This is a genomic window from Paenibacillus sp. Paensp38 (assembly GCF_059491915.1).
On the sequence record NZ_CP168516.1, the window covers coordinates 3403535 to 3425604 of the forward strand.

The following is a 22070-nucleotide window of genomic DNA, read 5'->3' on the forward strand; positions in this document are numbered from 1 at the left end:
TTGTCAGATTATGCGCTTCAGATAACCTTTTCCAAAAAGGTGATACCTATACCCCAACGCTGCACAACATAAAAGAAATAGTATGTACAGGACCCCTCTGCGAAAACCTCCCCATATTAAACTACAGGAAGCGTGATTTTGAATTGTGTGCCACTTCCATGTTTACTGTCTACATGTATGAAACCTCCGTGATTTTTGATAATTCGATAGCTCACAGCCAATCCCAACCCGGTTCCACTTTCTTTTGTTGTAAAAAAAGGATCAAATAAACGCGTCAATGTATTGTGATCCATACCTAATCCGTTATCTTCAATACAAATGTGGACATAATTGCCCTCAAGCACTGTATGAATATCGATGCAGCCCTCTCGTTCCCCACCCATGCTTTCAATGGCATCCATTGCATTTTTAATCATATTGAGAATAACCTGCTTAATCTGCTTCACATCAATGGAAACCTTCATGAGCTCATCATTTTCGTCCAATGCAATCTGGCAACCCTTCATCAATGCTTCGCTTTCTGTCAGCATCACTACTTCTTTCAGCAGCCCCATCACAGATACAGCCGTTTTTTGCGGAGCCGAAGGCTTGGACGAATTTAAGAACTCATAAATAATGTCGTTCGCACGATCAATTTCTGTTAATATAATGCGGGCATACTCATCCCTGCCCAACTCCACCAAATGGGGTCGAAGCAATTGAATAAAGCCCCGGATTGCGGTAAGCGGGTTACGAATTTCATGAGCAATAGAGGCCGAGATGCGTCCCAGCATCGCCAGCTTATCGTTTTGATATGCTGTCTGCTCAATCTGCTTATAATCCGACACATCCTTGACGCTAAACAAAAAATCGCCATCCATCTGATCACCATAGGTTACTGTTATCAACCAATGCCGACCATACTCATCAATCAACTCATGATAGCGCTTTCTATGAAAGATAGTTTCTTTATAAATCCGCATGATTTTCTTCTTCTTAAACCGGCTTAACTCAGGATGATGCAAAATTTGCATCAAATTGCGACCTGCTAGCGAACTCCGTGGTAGCTCCAGCAATTTCGCCATTTGCACGTTAATAAAGGTCAGTACCCCGTCACTGTCAAACAGCATGATACCACTATCCAGGTTCTCCAGCACATTTTCATACTTGTTATTGGCGATCTGTGTGGAAGGACAAGCTCCCACGGTATCAAGCAAGGCTTCTTGGAATTCACTGATCATGCCAGGCTTCCCCCTTGTTTCGGAATGACAAACTGGCCATATCGGACGCGTAATAATCTTGAAGAAAAGAAAGGCATCTATCGACTACCCTTCAATGGTGTAGAAAACAGTTACACAGAAATCCGACCATCTCTTTCCAATTCCAGTCTTATTTTATGATAGACAAGATTAAGGATCGCAGTCAATCGGAAAAAGTGTCGAATCCAAATTTTTATCCTGTTTTCTTTCGTCATAATATCTGCGCAACATTACCAAAATGAAAAATGAAGTTAGGAACAAGCGCCCTACACACCAAAGAAGCTCTCCAGAATTGAGAGCTTCTTTGGTGTGTAGGATGTCAACTGCCGCTCTTATTATGTTGAAGCCGGGATCGTCTTTGGCTCATAACGGCCAGTCTTCTCTTAAGCTCTCCCTGCCATTTTTCATCATTCATCTGTTTGGCTACCATCAATAAATCCAGGGATATGTCAATTTGACGCTTCACAATTTCAAACGCATCTTCACTTTCACGATTCACACAATTTTCAAATATCGTATCATCGTCTTCCATGACATAATCCTGAAAATCAATCTCGGTTGCCCCATCTCCATGTGCATATTCAGCCAAAATTTCATACTCATTTTCGACTTTATAATGAACTTCAATGCGACGACATACCGGGCAAAACAGCAAAGGAACATTATGAACTTGGGTGCGGTAATGCTTCAGCGTTCCCTTGGTTCCTACCATGCTTGCTCCACAGCAATAACTCATCCGTGCTCAGCCTCCTCTGAACAAAACCTGTTCTGCCTTGTTTATCTTCTACAATACCTTATTCGCTTTCGTCAGGCAAAATTCCTCCAGAACACAACAACATTTCCATAATTATTTGTTACCTCACTCTGCGTTGCCTCATTAAACAGGCTGTCCTCACATTTTCCGCTGCACAGAGCAGGCAAGCAAGCCCCCAATAACGGTAGAGTAACCGCTAGTTGGGGGCTTGTTTGTTTAATTAATTTCAACTTGTGAAGCTTATATTACAGATTTTGATCGCCTGGTTTCCAGTTCATTGGGCACAAGCCACCGGATTGCAAAGCTTGCAGTACACGCAATGTTTCTTCTACACTGCGACCTACATCGTTGTGGTTAACCACTTGATATTTCAATTCGCCTTCTGGATCAATGATGAACAAGCCGCGCAATGCAACGCCTTCTTCTTCGATCAGAACGCCATAATCGCTTGCTGTTTTTTTCGTGATGTCAGAAGCCAATGGGAAGTTCAGTTTGCCTAGACCGTTGTTTTCTTTAGCTGTGTTGATCCATGCTTTGTGACTGTGCACGGAGTCTACACTGATACCCAGAATTTCAGTATCCAGCTCTTTGAATTGGTCAGCAGCATCGCTCAATGCTGTAATTTCCGTAGGGCACACAAAAGTGAAATCCAGTGGATAGAAGAAAAATACGAGCCACTTGCCACGGTAATCGGAAAGCTTCACCGAACCAAATTCTTGACCGTCTCCAGTCACTGTTTCCAATGCAAAATCAGGGGCGGGTCTTCCTACCAATCTTTCTGCCATAATATGAAATCCTCCTTTAAAATATGTAAGAAAAACACCAAATGTGCTTTCCTCAATCATCTGTATTGTAATAAACAACAACTTACTTGATAAATGTTATCATTCGCTGAAATCAAAGTCAATATTGTAACCATTACTTTTTTATAATTATTTTAAACTAGCTTAAAAATTCACATTTTATTCACATTTTGAACCTTTGAATATACAAATAGCTCCTGATTGCTCAGGAGCTACTGTGCTAAACATTTGCCAAAAAGCTAGACTATATAATAGGAAGCTTTTTTTCAGAACGGGTGCATTTACGGAGCTTTTAGCGAATAGCTGCAGCGATCAGATCACCCATTTGAGTTGTCGAGATTGCTTGAGATTTATCCACCGCAATATCCGCCGTACGGTGCCCTGCATCCAGTACCTCAGCTACGGCTTTCTCAATGGCATCTGCTGCTTTCTCGTACCCGAAGGTAAGACGGAACATCAAAGCAACGGACAAAATCGTTGCAATGGGATTCGCCAGGCCTTGACCTGCAATGTCAGGCGCCGAGCCATGTACCGGCTCGTATAGGCCGAAGCTGCCTTCTCCCAGTGATGCGGAGGAGAGCATGCCGATGGATCCAGTCAGCATAGCCGCTTCGTCACTGAGAATGTCACCAAACATATTTTCCGTCACGATGACGTCAAAGCTAGATGGACGACGCAGCAATTGCATGGCGCAGTTATCAACCAATACATGCTCCAGCTCGACATCCGGGTAGTCTACAGCAACCCGGTTCACTACTTCACGCCATAAACGGGAAGTTTCCAGTACATTAGCCTTATCCACCGATGCAAGTTTTTTGCGACGTTTTTGTGCAATTTCGAAAGATTGGCGCACGATACGCTCTACTTCTGTTACATTATATGCGCAAGTATCAACTGCTTCCTCACCCTGAGGACTTTCTCGTCTGAACTTCTCGCCGAAATAAATGCCGCCCGTCAGTTCGCGCACCACGATCAGGTCCGTTCCTTCCAACACTTCCGGTTTCAATGTAGACGCGTCCTTGAGACAGTCAAAGACGACGGCAGGACGAAGATTCGAAAACAGACCAAGCTCTTTGCGAATGCCCAGCAGCCCGGTTTCAGGACGAAGTTCCTTTGGATTGTTATCCCATTGTGGCCCTCCTACCGCACCCAGCAGAACAGCATCTGCAGACTGACATACTGCCAGTGTTTCTTCCGGTAATGGTGTGCCCTTCTTATCAATGGCAATCCCGCCGAACAGCGCATGCTCCGTTTCAAATGAAAAGCCGAATACTTCTTCTGTACGTTTCAAAATTTTCTCTGCCTCTGCGACCACTTCAGGTCCAATTCCATCTCCCGCTATTACCGCAATCTTTTTAACGTCTGCCATCACGTACACTCCTCTTGTTATACAGCCATACAACCGTATTTTTCATACCTTCTTTGTAACATATATAGCAGGGCTTTGACCAAGATATAGAATCTATCAATTCAATAGGCACAGCCTATAAGCTGGTTTTTTCATCAGAAAAAAAGAAAACAGGACCGGAAAAACCCGACCCTGTAAACCCAACTCTTAAGTCTGCATAAAAACTAAGATTTATAATCTACGCGATTACTGTAGTTTTTACGCTTGTCGATTAAACCATTCAGCGCATCCACGTAAGCCCGAGCACTTGCTTCCAGAATATCGGTGCTTACCCCGCGTCCCTGTACAGACAGTTCGTTTTGCGTCAGCACTACATGGACTTCACCCAGAGCGTCCTTACCATGGGTAACAGACTTGATGGAGTAATCTGAAAGTACAACGCTCTCACCGCTGGCTTGATCAATCGCATTATAGATCGCATCGACTGAACCATTTCCTTCAGCTTCTGTCTCAATAACCTGATCTTCATCGTTAACCAGACGCACTTGTGCGGAAGGCGTAGCCTTATTCCCGTAGGTAACAAAAATCGTTTCCAGCTTGAAGACTTCAGGTGCATCAGCCAATTTTTCTTCCAGCAATGCCAAAATATCATCGTCCGAAACTTCCTTTTTCTTATCAGCCAAATCCTTGAACTGCCCAAAAGCGCGATTCAGATCTTCTTCGTTCAATTCGTAGCCCAACTCGATCAAACGCTCACGGAAAGCATGACGACCTGAGTGCTTACCAAGTACCAGCTTGCTTTCTTTTAGACCGATACTTTCTGGTGTCATGATTTCATAAGTCGTTTTCTCTTTCAGCATGCCGTCTTGATGAATACCTGATTCGTGCGCAAAAGCGTTGGCTCCAACAATTGCCTTGTTGCCCGGCACTACCATCCCCGTCAAACGGCTAACCAAACGGCTCGTGCGCGCAATTTCAGACAATTGAAGAGACGTTTTGGCCTGGAAAAATTCCTGTCTCGTCTTCAGTGCCATGGCGATTTCCTCAATGGCCGTGTTTCCAGCACGTTCACCGATACCGTTAATGGTTCCCTCGATCTGATCCGCGCCGTTCAGGATGGCAGCAAGTGTATTAGCAGTAGCCATTCCCAGGTCATTGTGGCAATGTGCACTCAATTGAATCTTCTCCACATCGATTACATTTTCCTTAATATGTTTGAATATATTTCCATACTCATAGGGTGTCAAGTAACCTACCGTATCTGGAATATTGACGACAGAAGCTCCTTCTTGTACAGCCATGGTGACCATTTCAACCACAAAATCAAGCTCTGTACGGCCTGCATCTTCCAAGGAAAACTCCACTTTAGGCAAATATTTCAACCCATAGCGTATGGCAGCACGAGCAGTTTCCAAAACCTGTGCCTTCTCCATCCGCAGCTTATGTTGACGGTGAATAGGAGAGGTTGCCAAAAAAATATGGATACACGGGTCCTGAGCTTCCTTGAGTGCCTCGCGAACTGCATCAATATCCTGTTCCCTTGCACGCGAAAGACCAATCACCGTCGAATTTTTTACAGCTTTTGCTACTGCATTAACAGCTGCCAGATCACCCGGAGAAGCAGCCGGGAACCCAGCCTCCATACGATCAATTCCCAGCTTCTCCAACTGATGAGCGATCTCCACTTTTTCACGAGTATTCAAGTTCACGCCAGGTGACTGTTCTCCGTCTCTCAACGTTGTGTCAAATATATATATTTTGCGCAACCTAACGCACCTCCTCAGGATTAGGACCCTTAAATTACAATGCGGCTCACGCAATAAGCAGGGCCGCATTGTAATTAATATTTATAAATAATGCATGTAGTCGAATTCATAGTACAAAAGATTATTACTTTTTGATCCAATGCATCATTTCACGCAATTGTCCGCCCACCACTTCAATCGGATGGTTAGCTTCATTACGACGAGTAGCCGTCAGGAATGCACGTCCAGATTGATTTTCAAGGATGAAGTCACGAGCAAATTTACCTTGTTGAATGTCAGTCAACACATCCTTCATGGCTTTCTTCGTATCTTCCGTTACCACACGTGGTCCAGTTACATAATCGCCATATTCCGCTGTATTACTGATGGAATCACGCATCGTTGCCAATCCACCTTCATACATCAAGTCAACGATCAGCTTAAGCTCATGCAAACATTCAAAGTATGCCATCTCAGGAGCATAACCTGCTTCAGTCAATGTTTCAAAGCCCGCTTTTACAAGTGCGCTCACGCCGCCACACAATACCGCCTGCTCACCGAACAGATCCGTCTCCGTTTCTTCACGGAAGGAGGTTTCAATTACGCCCGCACGTGTACAGCCAATGCCTTTTGCGTAAGCAAGTCCGATTTCTTTGGCCTGACCCGTTGCGTCCTGCTCAATTGCGATCAGCCCCGGTACTCCAAACCCTTCTACATAAGTACGACGTACCATATGCCCTGGGGATTTTGGAGCAACCAGCAATACATCGCTATCTTTAGGAGCTACGATTTGTCCAAAATGAACGTTAAAACCATGGGAGAACAAAAGAGCTGCGCCTTTTTTCAGGTTAGGTTCAATTTCATTTTTGTACACAGAAGCTTGAGTTTCATCAGGTAACAAAATTTGAACCACATCTGCACGGCTTGTTGCATCAGCTACGTTCAGAACTTCAAAACCGTCGTTTCTTGCGACATCAGCCGATTTGCCTTCACGCAAACCAATAACAACATTCACACCACTGTCACGCAAGTTTTGTGCTTGAGCATGCCCTTGGCTACCGTAACCAATAACGGCCACTGTCTTTCCTTTCAATACGCTGAGTTCTGCATCTTTTTCGTAGTACGTTGTAACTGCCATGGTTAATTTCCTCCTTTTAATTGGACCCTTCATAATGAGCGGGTACTCCAAGAGACTTTCCCTCGTGATTAGCATCTAAAAATCTCTTCGAGTCCCCGCTCTTATGCGGGCGGTTCTTTATTGATGTAATGCGCTATAAGCGGTAATTCGTTAAAGCTCCATATTAAGCATTGCCACGTATCATAGCTGTAACCCCGGTTCGAGTCAACTCCCGAATACCGTAAGGCTTCAACAACTCGATCATGGCATCAATTTTTTCTGTATCGCCAATGACCTGTACAATCAAACTCGTCGTTCCAACATCAATTACAGCTGCTCTGAATGTTTCTACCACGCCCATAATCTCTGGCCGTTGAGGCGGTTCTGCCTTTACCTTTATCATCGCCAATTCCCGGGCTACCATTGGTTTGGAACTGAGATCGATGACCTTGATCACATCAACCAGCTTGTAAAGCTGCTTTTCAATCTGCTCTAGGTTGTTCTCATCCCCTACAGTCACAATGACCATACGGGATAATCCAACTTCTTCCGATTGTCCCACAGTTATGCTCTCAATGTTAAAGCCGCGGCGACCGAACAGGCCGGACACACGTTGCAAAACGCCGGGTTGATCATTTACCAGTACAGCAATGGTATTTTTTGTTGTCATTTTACTCGTCCCCCATCAGCATTTGATCAATTGTCGAACCTTGCGTCACCATTGGATATACGTTCTCTTCCTTGCTGACTACAAACTCGACAACGACCGGTCCGGGTGTATCAAGCGCCTCCTGCCAAGCCCGACGTGCCTCTTCCTTATTCGTAGCACGCAGCCCTTTGACACCGTATGCTTCGGCAAGTTTCACAAAATCCGGACTTCCCGCCAGGTCAATGTGACTATACCGATTGTTATAGATCAATTCCTGCCATTGGCGAACCATTCCAAGCACCTGGTTGTTGATAATTACGATTTTAACCGGAATGTTATTGATTGCACAGATGGCTAATTCCTGCGAACACATCTGCATACCGCCGTCCCCGTTAATCGATATTACCAATCTGTCGGGATTGGCCATTTGAGCACCGATTGCAGAAGGGAAACCAAATCCCATCGTACCGAGTCCACCAGAGGTGACCCATGAGCGTGGCTGATTGAATTTGTAATACTGCGCTGCCCACATTTGATGCTGTCCCACGTCTGTCGTTACGATTGCACCACCCTTGGTCGTTTCATCCAACAACTCAACAACCCATTGTGGTTTAAGCACCGTTTCAGAATCCTTATAAGAATAAGGTTTCTCATTCTTCCAATGCTGAATTTGCGCTCTCCATGCATCTGCCAGGTCCGCACGTTTCACATCCTGATTCAGCAATTCCAGCACTGCCTTCACGTCACCCACGATAGGAATATCCGCTGCAACATTTTTTCCAATTTCAGCAGGATCGATATCAATGTGGACGATTTTAGCTTGAGGAGCAAACCCATCCAACTTGCCTGTTACCCGATCATCGAAGCGGGCTCCGATACAGATCAACAGATCTGACTGTTGAATCGCCTGATTGGAGGTGTATGTTCCATGCATCCCCGGCATCCCCGTCCACAGTTCATGTCCACTTGGGAAACCACCCAATCCGAGCAATGTTGTCGTGATAGGAATTTCCGTTTTACGAACAAACTCGTAAAGTGCTTCATGTCCACCGGAGTATACAACTCCTCCACCTGCCAGAATGAATGGACGTTCTGCTTCGGAAATAGCTTGAGTTAGCTTGTCTAGTTGAATTTTGTTGGGCAACACTTTCGGGTTATAACCCCGCATGGTCACAGGTTCCGTTTGTGGGACAAACAACGTCTGGGCTGCAGAAATATCCTTCGGAATATCAATCAGTACCGGTCCCTTGCGCCCTGTGTTGGCAATATGAAATGCCTCATGGATGATTCGCGGTAGATCCTCTACATCTCTTACCAGATAGCTATGTTTCGTAATCGGCATTGTAATTCCCGTAATATCGGCTTCCTGGAAAGCATCCGTACCGATCAGGGAAGATACAACGTTACCCGTGATGACCACCAACGGCACCGAATCCATAAAAGCCGTCGCAATACCAGTTACCAGGTTTGTCGCTCCAGGTCCGGAAGTCGCAATACAGACGCCCACTTTACCGCTCGCCCGTGCATAACCATCTGCCGCATGAATAGCTCCTTGTTCGTGACGAGTGAGGACATGCTTGAAATCCTTAAAGCCATACATGGCATCATAGATATATAACACTGCACCACCAGGATATCCGAAGACACAATCTACTCCCTCCAGCAACAGGCTACGGAGTAAAATTTCCGAACCTGTAATCACTTCAGGCTTCATCCACTTTTCACGTAATTCATTGGTTGACCTAACTTCAGGAATTTGTGCACTCATTGGTCATCCTCCTTTACAAAATTTACATACATCTGACATTTGTAAAAACAAAAAAACCTTTCATCCCTAGAACAGACTTGCTGTTACTGAGGGACGAAAGGCTGTAGCTTCCGTGGTACCACCCGTGTTTGCCCGATATTTCGCAATATCGAACCTTGGCAGGTACAGAAATCACAAAGGATCTCCATATCTGGCGTCTGTAACGTAGACCGTACGATTTTCCCTAATAGGTGATTCAGCGCACCGTTAATGTCATCGGGCCCAAATACTTTTCAGGAAAACAGCTCCAAGGTGAGCTCGTTAAAAAGGGATTTTGGTGAAGCTTGCAGCTAATGCCTCACTCTCTGAACAAAAGAGCCCTAATCACTTCGTCCTCTTCATTGCCGTTGAGTTCATGTCATTCTTTCAAATGTTTAGACACATTATATGTCTCCCATCTGGGATAGTCAATACCCATATTTCATAAAAATTTATGTTTCTTTTCTGAAGCACCTCCGAATCGCACGCTTGTAAGAGGTACCCGCATATTATAAAAAAGACCACACGGTGAGACAGTACACTCCTCCAAAGCCACGTCTTATCTTGTTAAAAGGGTAGAAAAGGAGGCCCGTTTATGATTCGAAAACGCAGCTCTCAAGATGACAACATCATCTTTCGTCTAATCGAGCAAGAGCTTGTCCCCCTATCACATTTAAGCGCCCAAGAAATGGAGCAAATACGCAAAGAATTACCCCGGCGCTTAAACCGGGGCATCACTTTTGTAGCTTGCAGACCGGATAATGCACAGGTTGTTGGCTTCATTCATGTTATGCTGCATGGCGAACTATTATACATTGATTTGATCGCAATCTCTTCGGCTCATCAAGGTATGCGATACGGAAAAAAACTGCTTGAGCATGCCGAACACTACGGACGACTGCGTCGCTGCAAGCGGGCTAAAGTGATGGTGGATGAAGACAATATCAGGGGGATCCACTTTTATCTGCGTCATCAATATCAAATGCTGCGATACGTAGCTCTGAGCCGATGCCACGAACTCGAAAAGTTACTGTAAAAAGTATCTTTTTCGGGCTCAGGATTTTGTATGACTAAAATAAATTAGGGTAATACGGATATCCTACCCCGGGGTATCCCCCGTCTGTATACGGGCCTGGCTGCGGACCATATCCTGGTCCTCCATAGCCCGGACCGTAGCCACCATATCCCCCACCATAGGCACCAATGTATGGAGCTGTGCCGATGGCAAGCAAGTCAAACAGCACCAGAGGAATAATTGCCTTCGTGTTTACTTTTTTCTTGCGGTTTGGTTGAAGAACCAGTCGGTTACCCGAAATGCGAATCAGCTTGCCGCTGACCTGGGAACCATCCTTGCGAGTAGCAAAGATGACTTTGCCGACAAGCTTCTCCACCTGCTTTCTGGTTACTGCCTGTTTCATCGTATTTCCTCCTTCTTCTCAACGGATGGACAGATTGAACGGCTCCTTGATAGCTCATCACCACCACAAAATAGACCGGAGCTGACAGGGGCCGAGCGTCCCGTCCAATCTGCATAGCACAGTCTATTCCATTCATGCCAGTAGCGTATGTTTAAATGCCTGCACAATATAAAAAAATCTGATACCTGCATATGCAGATACCAGTTTTTTTATACACCCATGTACATTTTGCAAAACATACAGCATCAGTTGTTTATAAGTTTAACGCTTGCTTGGATCATAAAGTTGACCCAAAGCGGCCGGAGCGCGTGAACGTCCGACAGCCGCTACCAGTACAATAATCGTCAGGAGATACGGCAACATAAAAATAATTTCCTGGGGAATACTTTGTGACCATGCGAACAGCTGCACATAGTTGCGAATGGCTTGTGAAAAACCAAAAAACACTGCTGCGCCAAAAGCACCGAGCGGATTCCATTTACCGAAAATCATAGCGGCAATAGCAATATATCCCTGCCCCGAAACTGTATTGTGTGAGAACATGTTGGTTGTAGTCAGAGTGATTGTAGCTCCACCAATCCCAGCCAACGCCCCACTAATCATCACACCAATATAACGAAGACGATTTACTTTAATTCCCACGGTATCGGCCGCTCCTGGATGCTCCCCAACGGAACGCAAACGCAAGCCAAACGGTGTTTTATACAAGGTGAAATATCCAATAATAACCAATAGAATAGCTAGATATGTCGTTGGGTAAGCTTGGAAAAAGGCTTTTCCTGCAATCGGGATATCCACAAGGTAAGGGATGGATATTTCGTTGAAACCCTGAATCCGACCGGTGTCACCATCACCCTCAAATAAAAGCTTGACCATATACAGTGTACTACCTGCTGCCAGAAAATTAATAACTATACCACTTATTACCTGATCAGCTTTAAAGGTAATAGAGGCTACAGCATGAATTAGCGAAACCAGAATACCGAACACCGCAGCTGACAGCACACCTACCCAAGCCGCAGAGGTGCCTCCTAGTCCAGCTTGCTCGGCATAAAATCCGCCAACACCCGCTGCAAACGCTCCAAATACCATAAGTCCTTCCAATCCGAGGTTCGTCACACCGGATTTTTCTGAAAAAACCCCGCCGAGAGACGCAAAAATAATCGCCGTCGCAAAAACGAGCGTTGTATGGATTAATTCACCAAGTGTTAACCAACTCATTTTACAACACCTTCTCTTTCTTCCGCTTGGAGTAGAGCGGCTTCACAACCCAACGTACAATACCTTGGGCCGCAATGAAGAAAATAATCGAGCCAATGACAACCCGGATAATTTCGGGCGGTACATCTGCGCTAAAGCTCATCCCCGCAGAACCATACGTAAGCGTTCCGAACAAAACAGAACCGAGCAGCACACCAAATGGGTTATTCATCCCAATCAGAGCTACGGCGATACCGTCAAAACCGGTTCCCGGTGATCCTGCCATGACAGATTGGTAATGGAATACTCCCAGCACTTCAAAGGCCCCTGCCAATCCGGCAAAAACTCCACTAATGAACATCGCTTTTATAATATTACGATTTACATTCATACCTGCATAACGGGATGCATCCTGATTAAATCCGACAGCCCGCAGCTCATAGCCCTGCTTTGTTTTCCACATAAAAATGTAGAAAAAGACTGCTGCCAGCACAGCAATAACCGTACCCCAATGTACCCGAGCATTCCCCATCATCTGGGACAGCCATTCGATGGAAATTGAAGCAGAAGGCTGAATATCCACAGAACGATTCTCACCTTCCATAAGTGCGAACTGATTGATCACCAAATTAGCCAAATACAGGCCGATCCAGTTCATCATAATACATGTAATAACTTCATTCACGCCTCGTTTGGCCTTCAAATAGCCAGCAATCGCAGCCCACAGGCCTCCGAAAACTGCGCCTGCAATCACAGCTAGCGGTGCATGAATGATAGCTGGCAGTCCGTGGAGTTTAATGCCCACAATCGAAGCAGCTGTCATACCTACCAGAAACTGACCTTCGCCACCAATATTAAACAATCCGGCGCGGGCCGCAAAAGCAAATGCCAACCCCGTCAAAATCAGCGGAGTCATCTCGCGGATAGCCTCTCCAAAGTTATAAGAATCTCCGTATACACGGCTAAACAAAGCAGAATAGGCCACAATAGGGTCATACCCGCCAATCAGCATCACGATAGCACCCAGAAGGAGACCCAAAATAATAGAGACCAGCGCCAGTACAAAGGAGTCTTTTGTGAATATTTTCAATAGATTAGCCATTCTCTACTCCTTTCTTCACTGCACTTCCTGCCATCATCAGTCCCAGTTCCTGGTCATTCGTTTCTTCTGGCAGCACTTCCCCGACAATCTTGCCCTCATAGATGACAGCAATTCGGTCGGATACATTCATAATCTCGTCCAGTTCAAAAGATATGAGCAACACAGCTTTACCTTGGTCCCTCTGCGCAATCAGTTGTTTCTGGACAAATTCAATAGCTCCAACATCCAGACCGCGTGTAGGCTGTGCTGCAATGAGAAGGTCCGGATTTTTATCAATTTCACGTGCAATGATAGCCTTCTGCTGGTTCCCACCAGATAATGCTCTTGCCTTCGTGTGAATATCCGGTGTTCTAACATCAAACTTTTCGATGAGACTTTTAGCCTGTTTCTCTATAGCATCTTTGTTCAAGAAGCCATTTTTACTGTAAGGCGCCTGGTAATACGTCTCCAGCACCATATTTTCACTCATAGAAAAATCCAGCACCAACCCATGCTTATGACGGTCCTCTGGTATATGTGAAACGCCTGCCTCTGAAATTTTGCGTGGTGACTGATTGGCCACCTCTTGTCCGAGCAAACGAATGCTCCCGCCATCCACCTTGCGTAAGCCTGTCAAAGCTTCGATCAGCTCACTCTGTCCATTACCATCTACTCCGGCAATCCCCAAAATCTCGCCCGCCTTGACCTGCAGGTTCAACTCATTTAGAACATGAATACCATCCTTGTTTTTAGAAATTACATTGTTCATTTCCAATACCGTTTGTCCTGGTTGCGCAAGCTGCTTGTCCACTTTAAAGGACACACGACGGCCCACCATTTTCTCAGCCAGCTCATTTGGTGTTGTTTCAGACGTCTTGACCGTATCAATAACCTGACCTCGGCGAATGATCGTAACGGTATCCGCAATTTGCATGATTTCTTTAAGTTTATGAGTAATAAGAATAATTGATTTGCCTTCAGCCACCAAACGTTTCATAATATCCAGCAACTCAGTGATCTCCTGTGGTGTCAGTACAGCTGTAGGCTCATCGAAAATCAGAATATCTGCACCGCGATAAAGCGTTTTAATAATTTCTACACGTTGCTGCATACCCACAGATATATCCTCAATTTTGGCATTCGGATTCACCTGAAGGCCGTACTGCTCAGACAACCGCTGTACTTCTGCGGCAGCCTTTTTATAATTGATTTTCAGACCCTTACGTGGCTCCGAGCCCAGGACAATATTTTCGGTAACGGTAAACGGCTGTACGAGTTTAAAATGCTGATGCACCATGCCAATCCCCAGATCAATCGCCTTATTTGGACTATCAATCTGTACAGGTTTACCTCCGATTTCAATGGTCCCTTCATCCGGCTGATACAGTCCGAAAAGAATATTCATAAGCGTAGATTTACCCGCGCCATTCTCACCCAAAAGGGCATGAATTTCTCCCTTATGCAGCTTGATGCTGATGGAGTCGTTGGCAACGATGCCGGGGAATCGTTTTGTAATTTGCTTTAACTCAACGACGGGGGTCGCTGCATCCATGAGATCACCCTTATACACTTTATAGTATGTGCTCCAATGAGCTGATTTTGCCCGTTATAATCCATATAACTCCAGACGTAAGAACAAGGCTAGTCTTATGAACCAGCCTTGTCGCCACCTCTATATTCTTCAAGCCAAAACTTATTTCGAAGGAACTGTAATTTCGCCCTTAATAATTTTTTGCTTGTATTGTTCTACAATATCAAGCACGTCTTTAGGTACGTTTTTCGTTGATGTGTCTGCCAAACCAATGCCATTATCCTTCAGAGCCAGTGTTTCGACACCGCCCTTAAATTTACCGTCAATTACTTCTTTAGATACGCGTTTTACAGCTTCATCTACACGTTTTACCATCGAAGTCAATGTTACGTCGTCACCAAATTCAAGCGATTGGTCTTTATCCACACCAATAACCCATACTTGCTGACCTTGTTGCTTACGTGCGAGTGCTTCGTTAAATACACCTGTACCAGATCCGCCAGCTGCATGGAAAATAATATCTGCACCGCTGTTATAGATCGTCGCAGCCGCTGCTTTACCCAGATCCGGCTTATCAAATGCACCTGTGTAGTTAACTTCCAATTTTGCATTTGGATTTACAGCTTTAATTCCTGCTTCGAATCCTTTTTCAAAACGTTTGATCAACGGGCTATCTTGTCCACCCACAAAACCAATTTTGTTTGTTTTAGTAAGCTTACCAGCTACAACCCCCACCAAGAAGGAACCTTCATTTTCAGCAAAAACAACCGATTTTACGTTAGGCGCATCCACGACACTGTCAATGATCGCCAAATTCTTGCTCGGGTTGTCTTTCGCTACTTGTCCAATCGCATTCGCCAGATTAAAACCGATTCCCCAAGTCAGGTTAAAATCACCCTTAACAAATTGGTTCAGGTTAGGAATATAATCTTGATCGGATTTACTTTGCAGGTATTTAACTTTAACGCCTGATTCTTTCTCAGTGGCTTGTAGTGCCTCCCAAGCAGATTGGTTAAACGATTTGTCGTTTACTCCACCCACATCTGTAACCATGCCGATTTGGACATTCGATGTTTTGGCAGAACCACCTGTGTCTCCACCATTTGCGTTGGACGAACCTTGATTTTTGTTACCGCAGCCTGCGAGAATGACCGAGATCGCCAGCAGCATAACCAAAGACATACTGAACATTTTCTTCATGCTGATACTGTTCCCCCTTAGTGTTAGATCCCTGGACTGTCTCTTTTCTTTGAACATGTACATGCTCATGCATGTCATTTACTGACGAGACAGATCGTACAGAAGACTTACTTTAGAGATTATACAATTATGATCGGCTAAAATCTAGACAATTAATAACCTTGGGTCAATTTTTTTTAAAACTTCAACAATGTAAGCGCTACAATCTTAAAAAAAACATACATTCTTCCATCCTACGTCATATTTATTCGTATTTTGGAGAAAACAAAGTCTTTTCCGTACCATTGAGTATGTACAAAAAAAGGCATCCCTACACAGCGTACTGCTTGGGATACCTCTTTACCACTTTCGTGGTTTCCACGCCTTCATTATGAATAATTAAGCGTTGATTTTGCCTTTAGCAACAGTTGCCAAAGAGTTGAATGCATTAATATCATTGACTGCAAGATCAGCCAAGATTTTGCGGTTAATGTCCACACCAGCCAATTTCAGGCCGTGCATCAATTTGCTGTAAGACAAACCGTTCAAACGAGCTGCTGCGTTGATACGCACGATCCACAGTCTGCGGAAGTTACGTTTCGTCTGACGACGGTCACGGTATGCGTAAACAAGCGATTTCATTACCTGCTCGTTAGCTGTTTTAAAAATGCGGTGTTTGGAACCAAAATAACCTTTAGCAAGCTTCAATACTTTTTTATGACGACGACGAACGACGAATCCGCCCTTTACTCTTGCCATATCAAATGACCTCCCAAATAATGTTTATACTTCATTCATTGCCGTGCTGTGCTATTTCAGGTTAGCAAGACCTTGTTTCAGACGCTTAACGTCCCCAGGTGCCATCTCAGGGTTAGTACCCAGAACGCGTTTTGCACGTTTGGATTTGTGGGAAAGCAAGTGGTTTTTGTAAGCTTTGTAACGCATTACTTTACCAGTACCGGTAATTTTGAAGCGGCCTTTAAGGCTGCTATGTGTTTTCATTTTAGGCATTGAACTTCCTCCTTAATTTGTCATTGACTCTTTGGAGCCAATATCATAATCATGCTGCGTCCTTCGAGCTTGGGTTGGCGCTCCACGGTACAAAGATCAGCAACTTCCAATTTCACACGTTCGAGAATTTTTTGACCCACGTTAGCATGAGTAATTTCACGACCGCGGAAACGAACGGAGCATTTCACCTTGTCCCCTTCATTCAGGAACTTCACCACATTGCGAAACTTGGTTTGGTAGTCATGTTCCTCGATGTTGGAACGGAACCATACCTCTTTGATGTCAACGATCTTCTGGTTTTTACGGGCTTCCTTTTCTTTCTTCTGTTGCTCATAGCGGAATTTTCCGTAATCCATAATCCGACACACGGGCGGCTTCGCTTGAGGCGCCACGTTCACGAGATCCAAGTTTGCGTCAATCGCCATTTGCAAAGCTTCACGCGTCGGTTTAATCCCGATTTGTTCACCGTTCGCACCAACTAGACGTACTTCTCTCACTCGAATCTCATCATTGATCATATGTTCCTTACTAATAACCCTCCACCTCCAGAACCTGTTATTGTTGTATTGTGTTTAAGCACAAAAAAGGGATGACGACTACACAGCCGACATCCCTGTCTGATACTCAATTCATCATGAAAGTTCAATTCACAAATCATTGGATCATGACCAGCCGGCAATACCGGACAGGTGAGAAGTCGGACCTTCTACTTGTTAATCCATACTTTTCAATTAACATACTCAAATATCTTATCACGGTGCAATCGAGGTGTCAACACTTTAATAAAAATTGATGACACCGATCTCTAGTTCTACTCTACCGTCTAATTACCCTTGCTTGCTCTGCACCTCTTCTAGGCGAACGACACGCGTATGCTGGGTATGGCTCCATTGCTTGTTGTTCTGCGTGAAGAACGCATAGACCGTAATCGGATACCACGATATCGCATAGACCGGGAACAGCAATAAGTACAGATATACTTTTTTGAATGTGACCTTTTCCAAAATCATTGCGAGCACAAAAGTAGCAACATTCAAACCAATAGCTATAACACCGGTCCAAGCTGGTAACTGTACATAGATGTTCTCGATATTAGGTCCACCAAAGAAGGCGATATCTATCCACATAGCTACTGTCATCAAGAAGGTGAGCAGTACGATATACACGTTCAGACCATAAAGAGCCATATCGAATTTAATCAGGCTTCTATGCTTGATACTTTGCCACAGCAACGGGAAGAAATAACGACGAGCGACCGTGAAATGACCTTGCATCCAGCGCAGACGCTGTCTGGACGAGGCTTTGAACGTCAACGGCTTTTCATCATATACCTTGGCATCGTAATTAAATCTTGGATATACGTTGCACTGCGTGCAGCGCATGGTGAATTCCAAATCCTCTACGAGACTTGTCGCACCCCAGCCCATTTCCTTAAGCAGATTTGTTTCAAAGCACATGCCTGTACCACCGAGGAAATTAGCCATGTTCAGATTGTGACGTGACAGCTGCCACAAACGGTTGATGTACCAATAAGATACCCCGTATGCCGCTGTAATCCAAGAATCCTCAGGATTCTTAGTATCAATGTACCCCTGGATAACACGGGCACCTGTACACAGATCATTGTTCATTTCACTCAAAAAATTGGTATGCGCCAAATTGTCAGCATCAAACATGACAATGGCATCATATTGGCGTGGCATAGCCCATAATTCCTTGAGCATCCACTCAATAGCGTAGCCTTTACCACGCAGATTCGGATTCGTACGTTCACAAGCATTCATGCCGTGAGCGCGAACGATGTCCGCAGTCTTATCTGTACAGTTATCACAGATTACGAACACATCGTAAAGTTCCTTCGGATAATCAAGTTGCTTCAAATTTTCCATCAACGCTCCGACAACCTGTTCTTCATTGTGGGCAGCGACTAAAATGGCAAATGACTTTTCTGGAGCCGCGTGCTCTTTCCTTTTCTTCCGAACCAATCCGAACAAGGAGAATGCAAACTGATAGACTGCGATCACCGCCAGTATGACCTGGAGCGTCACAAAAATAGCGTCTAACATGATCTCTTGTTACCCCCTTTTTATACCCCTTAAAATCTTGCGTTTGTTTGTTTTCTATCTGTGTAGCGCAAGTTGCGGCGCTTTTCGCGCCTTTTCTGTAGTTTTTGACCCGACCCTTGCTTTCTTCATTGGCTGTGCGCAGCCCCCTTTTGGCTGACACAGGAACGCCATTACGATTTTCGTTGGTTTTCAATCTTTTGTCAAAGCCCTTAAACCGGTCTCAGCAGCAAAAAAACACAACAAACTCCCGTTTAAACCGGGAATGCAGCGCTGGACTTCTCATTCATGACGTTTAGGTCTTATTTTCATCCATTTGCTAACTTTTTATTTCTTTGGTCCCTCCTTTTTGTGGGCCAATTAGCAACCACTTCTAAACACTCTATCTTATTAGACGGATGAACGCAAAGAAAGTTATACAATACAGCTTATATTCCATTAACATTTTTGTGTAGAATTGAACCAAGTAAGTTATGAATCTTTAGTGATTCTTGAAATGAACAGCGTTTAAAAATATGATGAGAGCAAGAGAATAATTACTTATGGTCTGATTATGTCAAAATGACTCAAAATATTTGCCGACTGACCTGAACCGGCAACCGGAGGAAACCAAATGCAACGTCTAGTCGTAAAACTTGTAAGTCTGGAGCAGCAGTTGTTCAAATGGATCAACGGACGCTTACACAACCGTTTTTTGAACTTCTGGCTTTATTATCTCACACATTTAGGCGGGGCTACCTTTACTATAGCCTCCACACTCCTTATTTGGTGGCTCGCTCCGAACCCGTGGAAAGATTCCGGTATGAAGGGAGCCATCGCTCTTGGGGTCAGTCACATCCCCGTAGCTATCGTTAAAAAGCTGTACCCGCGGATTCGCCCGTATTTAGCGCTACCAGGTACAAATACATTCCGCAACCCCTTGTCGGACCATTCTTTTCCCTCAGGGCACACGACCGCTATTTTTTCAGCTACCGTGCCTTTTATGCTACAGTCACCGATGCTAACACTGCTGCTGTTGCCTGTAGCGACAATTGTAGGTTTTTCTCGGATTTATCTAGGTCTCCACTACCCAACGGATGTACTTGCAGGAGCGGTGATCGGAACGTCTGCAGCAATAGGAACGGTTGCATTCTGGCCTTAAAGCCGATATGGTATGATTGAGAACATCCCAGCAGGAACAGGTGAAATGAGAGTGGCTAAAAAACGAGTGTTATTATTATCGGAAGGTTTCGGTGCCGGACATACTCAAGCTGCCTACGCGCTCTCAAGCAGTTTGCGGAAGCTTTCTCCGAATGTGCAGACAAGAGTGCTGGAGCTGGGGAGTTTTTTGAATCCAAGAATGGCCCCCCTTATTATTACAGCATACAAGAAGACTGTCGTATCGCAGCCTCGCCTAGTCGGATTGGTTTACCGTCATCAGTACAAAAAATCATTAAACCGTCTTACAACGCTCGCTTTGCACCGTCTGTTCTACACGCAGACCCGAAACATTCTCCGGCAGCTTCGTCCCGATTTGGTGGTATGTACTCATCCCATCCCAAGCGCGGTAATTTCACGTTTGAAGCGCTTAGGTTTACATGTTCCGCTTTGTACTGTTATTACAGACTACGATGCACATGGAACATGGATTAGTCCCGAGGTTGACCGGTACTTTGTATCTACGCCTGAAGTCATGCGTAAGCTGCGAGCACGCGGAGTACCCGTCTCGAAAATCCAGGTGACCGGTATTCCCGTTCATCCAAATTTTTGGGAACATCCTGGGCACGATGAAATTAGAGAACAATTTGGACTTAAACCCATCCCGACCGTACTCGTTATGGGTGGCGGCTGGGGCCTTATGAATGACGAAGTTATACATCGTTCGCTTACTCAGTGGAGAGAGAACATTCAATTTATTTTTTGTTTGGGGCATAATGATAAAATTCGTCGTAAAATGCAATTAGATCCCAGGTTTAATCATCCAAATATTCATATCTTCGGATTTACACGGGAAATCGACAAATTAATGGAGGTATCGAATCTGCTCATCACCAAACCCGGCGGAATGACATGCACCGAGGGATTGGCTAAAGGGATTCCGATGCTGTTTCACAAACCTCTCCCTGGACAGGAGGAGGAAAATTGTCAATACTTTACGGCTCAAGGCTACGGAGAACCGATTACTTCGCTGGATGTTGTCGTGAAATGGATGAACCGACTGCTACACGATTTTCCAGAAATCGTCCGCAAACGACAGGAGCACGTCCACAATGTAGCGCGATATTATCCTCTTCAGAGCGCACAGAGTATTTTGGATATACTGGAACCGAACAGGGTGCTTTCCTAAAAGGAAGCACCCTGTCTTATTTTATCCATTTGATCTTTTTTTTATTTCCCGTACTTTTCAAGGCGTGTTTTTCCGTACTCTTCCAAAGCATCTTGGCCGATCAGCACTTCGACTCGATGAATATTCATACCCTTGCCCATGAACTTTTGTTCATATTCCGTCATGACATGCTCCTCGTTGATCCCCTCACGATGAAGGTTTAACGAAATATTCGTCATTTGTAAACCGCTATCGGCAAACGAATTCAAAGAAAACTCAAATAGTGTCTCCGAATCAGTCTTAAAATGAATTTGTCCTTTGCTGTTCAAAAGCTGACGGTACTTGTCCAAAAAACGCGGATGCGTCAAACGACGACGTGCATGCTTGGCTTTAGGCCAAGGATCACTAAAATTTAGATAAATGCGTTCAATTTCTCCTGGTTCAAAAACATTCTCGATCTGTTCAATGTTTGCCAGTGCCAATTTAATATTAGGCGGCGTATCAACCTCTGAATTACTCCAGGCCAGACGGGACTTTTCTGTTGCACGGCGAACCAGCTCATCATACATATCAAAGCCAATATAGTTAACCTCTGGATTCCGGAAGCTCATTTGGCTTATAAATTGCCCTTTACCCATACCGAACTCTACATGAATGGGACGATCATTACCAAAAAGCTGTTGCCATTTCCCCTTATACTGTGCCGGCTCCAAGATGACTAGATCCTGCTGTTCTTCCAGACTTTCCCGTATTCCTTTTCTTCCGCGTAAACGCATGTTACTCCTCCATATACTCTGTTATCAAGGAAAAAGGAATTTCACCCCCGCTTGAAGATACGGAAA

Annotated in this window: 21 protein-coding genes; 3 read left to right on the forward strand and 18 right to left on the reverse strand. The window is 44.7% G+C overall.

What is annotated here, in order from left to right; translation table 11 throughout:
* Positions 1 to 116: 116 nt before the first annotated feature.
* The 8 genes from ACEN8J_RS14905 to ilvB form a co-directional block, all read right to left on the reverse strand.
* Positions 117 to 1220, reverse strand: coding sequence for an ATP-binding protein (locus ACEN8J_RS14905; RefSeq protein WP_039269745.1), 1104 nt, complete (start codon positions 1218 to 1220; stop codon positions 117 to 119).
* 337 nt (positions 1221 to 1557) lie between these two features.
* Positions 1558 to 1974 carry a hypothetical protein gene (locus ACEN8J_RS14910; protein WP_013309391.1) on the reverse strand — a complete coding sequence of 139 codons (417 nt, stop codon included), beginning with the start codon at positions 1972 to 1974 and terminating at the stop codon, positions 1558 to 1560.
* A gap of 263 nt (positions 1975 to 2237) precedes the next feature.
* Complete coding sequence (locus ACEN8J_RS14915; protein WP_023987763.1) at positions 2238 to 2777, reverse strand: peroxiredoxin; 540 nt, start codon at positions 2775 to 2777, stop codon at positions 2238 to 2240.
* A 310-nt stretch (positions 2778 to 3087) separates the two neighbouring features.
* Entirely contained in the window at positions 3088 to 4164 is a 1077-nt protein-coding gene (leuB, locus tag ACEN8J_RS14920; RefSeq protein ID WP_029516477.1) for a 3-isopropylmalate dehydrogenase, read from the reverse strand.
* A gap of 203 nt (positions 4165 to 4367) precedes the next feature.
* Positions 4368 to 5909, reverse strand: a complete 1542-nt coding sequence (locus ACEN8J_RS14925) for a 2-isopropylmalate synthase (protein ID WP_495593639.1) — start codon at positions 5907 to 5909, stop codon at positions 4368 to 4370.
* Between the two features lie 124 nt (positions 5910 to 6033).
* Positions 6034 to 7026: a ketol-acid reductoisomerase gene (gene ilvC, locus ACEN8J_RS14930; protein WP_013309387.1), complete on the reverse strand. Its 993-nt coding sequence runs from the start codon at positions 7024 to 7026 to the stop codon at positions 6034 to 6036.
* A gap of 163 nt (positions 7027 to 7189) precedes the next feature.
* Positions 7190 to 7675: an acetolactate synthase small subunit gene (gene ilvN / locus ACEN8J_RS14935; RefSeq protein WP_023987760.1), complete on the reverse strand. Its 486-nt coding sequence runs from the start codon at positions 7673 to 7675 to the stop codon at positions 7190 to 7192.
* Position 7676: 1 nt separating this feature from the next.
* Positions 7677 to 9422, reverse strand: coding sequence for a biosynthetic-type acetolactate synthase large subunit (ilvB, locus tag ACEN8J_RS14940; RefSeq protein ID WP_029516475.1), 1746 nt, complete (start codon positions 9420 to 9422; stop codon positions 7677 to 7679).
* Positions 9423 to 10035: 613 nt separating this feature from the next.
* On the opposite strand from ilvB, the gene ACEN8J_RS14945 reads away from it, so the two are divergent.
* Positions 10036 to 10476, forward strand: a complete 441-nt coding sequence (locus ACEN8J_RS14945; protein WP_029516474.1) for a GNAT family N-acetyltransferase — start codon at positions 10036 to 10038, stop codon at positions 10474 to 10476.
* 34 nt (positions 10477 to 10510) lie between these two features.
* On the opposite strand, the gene ACEN8J_RS14950 is transcribed toward ACEN8J_RS14945, so the two are convergent.
* From ACEN8J_RS14950 to ACEN8J_RS14990, 9 genes are all read right to left on the reverse strand, one after another.
* Positions 10511 to 10858: a hypothetical protein gene (locus ACEN8J_RS14950; protein WP_023987757.1), complete on the reverse strand. Its 348-nt coding sequence runs from the start codon at positions 10856 to 10858 to the stop codon at positions 10511 to 10513.
* A 261-nt stretch (positions 10859 to 11119) separates the two neighbouring features.
* Positions 11120 to 12079: an ABC transporter permease gene (locus tag ACEN8J_RS14955; RefSeq protein ID WP_010349245.1), complete on the reverse strand. Its 960-nt coding sequence runs from the start codon at positions 12077 to 12079 to the stop codon at positions 11120 to 11122.
* A 1-nt stretch (position 12080) separates the two neighbouring features.
* A complete protein-coding gene (locus ACEN8J_RS14960) occupies positions 12081 to 13160 on the reverse strand; it encodes an ABC transporter permease (RefSeq protein WP_069012850.1) in 1080 nt (359 codons plus the stop codon).
* A complete protein-coding gene (locus ACEN8J_RS14965; protein WP_029516472.1) occupies positions 13153 to 14691 on the reverse strand; it encodes an ABC transporter ATP-binding protein in 1539 nt (512 codons plus the stop codon). Before ACEN8J_RS14965 ends, ACEN8J_RS14960 begins: the two co-directional genes overlap by 8 nt.
* Before the next feature lie 141 nt (positions 14692 to 14832).
* The gene (locus ACEN8J_RS14970; protein ID WP_029516471.1) at positions 14833 to 15870 is read right to left on the reverse strand and encodes a BMP family lipoprotein; all 1038 of its coding nucleotides are present in this window, start codon (positions 15868 to 15870) and stop codon (positions 14833 to 14835) included.
* A 378-nt stretch (positions 15871 to 16248) separates the two neighbouring features.
* Positions 16249 to 16608, reverse strand: coding sequence for a 50S ribosomal protein L20 (gene rplT / locus ACEN8J_RS14975; protein WP_007429517.1), 360 nt, complete (start codon positions 16606 to 16608; stop codon positions 16249 to 16251).
* Between the two features lie 51 nt (positions 16609 to 16659).
* A complete protein-coding gene (rpmI, locus tag ACEN8J_RS14980; protein WP_013309379.1) occupies positions 16660 to 16860 on the reverse strand; it encodes a 50S ribosomal protein L35 in 201 nt (66 codons plus the stop codon).
* A 20-nt stretch (positions 16861 to 16880) separates the two neighbouring features.
* Entirely contained in the window at positions 16881 to 17378 is a 498-nt protein-coding gene (infC, locus tag ACEN8J_RS14985; protein ID WP_010349250.1) for a translation initiation factor IF-3, read from the reverse strand.
* 309 nt (positions 17379 to 17687) lie between these two features.
* Positions 17688 to 18926 (reverse strand): glycosyltransferase family 2 protein, encoded by a 1239-nt coding sequence (locus tag ACEN8J_RS14990; protein WP_029516470.1) that lies wholly within the window; start codon positions 18924 to 18926, stop codon positions 17688 to 17690.
* 610 nt (positions 18927 to 19536) lie between these two features.
* Here ACEN8J_RS14990 and ACEN8J_RS14995 point away from each other — a divergent pair.
* Together ACEN8J_RS14995 and ACEN8J_RS15000 are read left to right on the forward strand one after the other, a co-directional pair.
* On the forward strand, positions 19537 to 20064 hold the full coding sequence (locus ACEN8J_RS14995; protein ID WP_029516469.1) for a phosphatase PAP2 family protein: 528 nt from the start codon (positions 19537 to 19539) through the stop codon (positions 20062 to 20064).
* Positions 20065 to 20115: 51 nt separating this feature from the next.
* Positions 20116 to 21249, forward strand: a complete 1134-nt coding sequence (locus ACEN8J_RS15000; protein WP_029516468.1) for an MGDG synthase family glycosyltransferase — start codon at positions 20116 to 20118, stop codon at positions 21247 to 21249.
* Between the two features lie 41 nt (positions 21250 to 21290).
* Here ACEN8J_RS15000 and trmB read toward each other — a convergent pair whose 3' ends face one another.
* The gene (gene trmB, locus ACEN8J_RS15005; protein WP_029516467.1) at positions 21291 to 22004 is read right to left on the reverse strand and encodes a tRNA (guanosine(46)-N7)-methyltransferase TrmB; all 714 of its coding nucleotides are present in this window, start codon (positions 22002 to 22004) and stop codon (positions 21291 to 21293) included.
* Between the last annotated feature and the right edge of the window lie 66 nt (positions 22005 to 22070).